General features: G+C 61.3%; 1 protein-coding gene and 1 pseudogene. One reads left to right on the top strand and one right to left on the bottom strand.

What is annotated here, in order from left to right:
* A partial coding sequence (locus tag V6C16_RS13670; protein ID WP_333543486.1) for a substrate-binding domain-containing protein occupies window positions 1–705 on the top strand: 705 nt, incomplete at its 5' end.
* An 89-nt stretch (window positions 706–794) separates the two neighbouring features.
* Here the strand turns inward: V6C16_RS13670 and V6C16_RS13665 are convergent.
* A pseudogene (locus V6C16_RS13665) lies at window positions 795–1219 on the bottom strand (iron-containing alcohol dehydrogenase); the annotation flags it as partial.

The raw sequence follows: 1219 nt of genomic DNA, 5'->3' as shown, positions 1-1219 counted from the left end.
GCCGGAGGCGATGACGTGGCGCTGGAACTGCTTGCCGACGAGCTTTTGCGCCTGCCGCACGCCATACACCTTGTCTGCGCGGGCGCGGATGCCGCCGACGCCGTGCAGGCTTTGAAAAACAGGCATTGCCATCTGGCGGTGCTGCACATGGCTGATGACGACAAGGGCGGCTTCAATTTTTCCTTTGTGCGGCAGCACTGGCCTGAGGGCAAGATTGCCCTGATCAATCTGGCTATCCGTCAGGTCGGCCTGGTGGTTCCTGCGGGCAATCCGCATGGCGTCAAAAGCGTGGCCGACATAAAAAGCATGAAACTGCGCTGCGTGAACCGCCAGGCAGGCTCAAGCACCCGCATGCAGTTTGACGCCCTTTTGCGCCATGCCGGCATGACGCCGCAGGACGTTCCAGGCTATGAAAATGAAGTGGAAAGTCAGCTTGCCGTGGCAGCCGCCGTGCTTATGGGAAGGGCCGACTGCGGCCCCGGCGTGGCTGCCGCGGCCAGAGCAATGGGACTGGACTTTGTTCCCCTGGCGGGCGAACGCTGGGATCTCGCTGTTCCCGAAGCGTTCAGGGAAGACCCCCGTGTGGTCGGCGTGGAAAGCCTGCTGCAGAAACCTGAATTCAAAAAGCGCCTTGAAGGCCTTGGCGGCTACGACACGCGCCTGACCGGGCAAAAACTTGAGCTTGGCGTCCGCCTTGGGGCGTGATAAGAAAAAGCCCCGCCGTCGGCAAACGGAGGGGCTGGGTATGGACCGGACTGCGGCAGATCAGGCCGGTCCTGGAGGAGATGGCAATTTCAACGCATGGGGCGCAACGATTCAGTATAAATTCTTGCCACAAGCTGGCGGGAAACGCTGACCGGCGCCACCGAGAGCAGAAGACCCAGCGAAGGCGTCTGCTCGACGAAGTTGCAAAACTCTTCCACATCGAACTCCTGGACTCCCAAGTCCAGGAGTTTTTGCGTTATGCCCAGGCTGAATATCCAATTTTCCACCGCCCGCGCCGCTTCAGCGGCTTCTTCGGGCATGCCCCGCAGTCCGGGGGCTACCGGGCCAAGCACATGCGCCAGCACGTCGGGCTTTGCGGCGTAACATGCGCCAACCACAGCGGGCAGCAGAATAGCCAGACGCAACCCGTGGGGGAGATTTCTAAAGCGGCCCAAAGGCTGCTCCAGCGCGTGGGCCATATGCAGATGGCTGTTGTCAAAAGCTACCCCGGCCT

Origin of the sequence: Desulfovibrio sp. 1188_IL3213, assembly GCF_036763145.1 — a bacterium.
Classification (GTDB): Bacteria; Desulfobacterota; Desulfovibrionia; order Desulfovibrionales; family Desulfovibrionaceae; genus Desulfovibrio.
The sequence above is the reverse complement of the archived record's forward strand: the minus strand, read 5'-3'. Positions and strand labels throughout refer to the sequence as shown.